This window comes from Methylobacterium ajmalii (genome assembly GCF_016613415.1).
GTDB lineage: Bacteria > Pseudomonadota > Alphaproteobacteria > Rhizobiales > Beijerinckiaceae > Methylobacterium > Methylobacterium ajmalii.
Genome location: NZ_JACWCT010000157.1, coordinates 23,498 through 23,878, shown reverse-complemented (window position 1 = coordinate 23,878; position 381 = coordinate 23,498). Strand labels below are relative to the sequence as shown.

1 protein-coding gene is annotated in these 381 nt (G+C 69.6%); it reads right to left on the bottom strand.

The annotated features are described in order from the left end of the window. A partial coding sequence (locus HPY23_RS28115; protein ID WP_338101107.1) for a cellulose synthase operon protein YhjQ/BcsQ occupies nucleotides 1-381 on the bottom strand: 381 nt, incomplete at both ends.

Genomic DNA, 381 nt, shown 5'->3' with positions numbered 1-381 from the left:
TCGAGCACGTCGTCGATCTTCAGCATCTCGCCGCGCTCGGCCCGGGTGGGGTCGTAGCGGGTGAGGATCAGGTGCTTCTCCAGCCGCTCGCCCTTCTCGGCCCGCTCGGTCTTCGAATCGAGCAGCCCGATGATCCGGTCGGAATCGCGCACCGAGGAGACCTCGGGGTTGGTGACGACCACCGCGATGTCGGCGTGGCGCATGGCGAGCGTGGCGCCGCGCTCGATGCCGGCGGGGCTGTCGCAGATCACCCAGTCGAATTTTTCGCGCAGCTCGCCGATGACGCGGGCGACGCCCTCGTCGGTGAGCGCGTCCTTGTCGCGGGTCTGGGAGGCGGGGAGCAGCGAGAGGGTGTCGAGGCGCTTGTCGCGGATGAGGGCC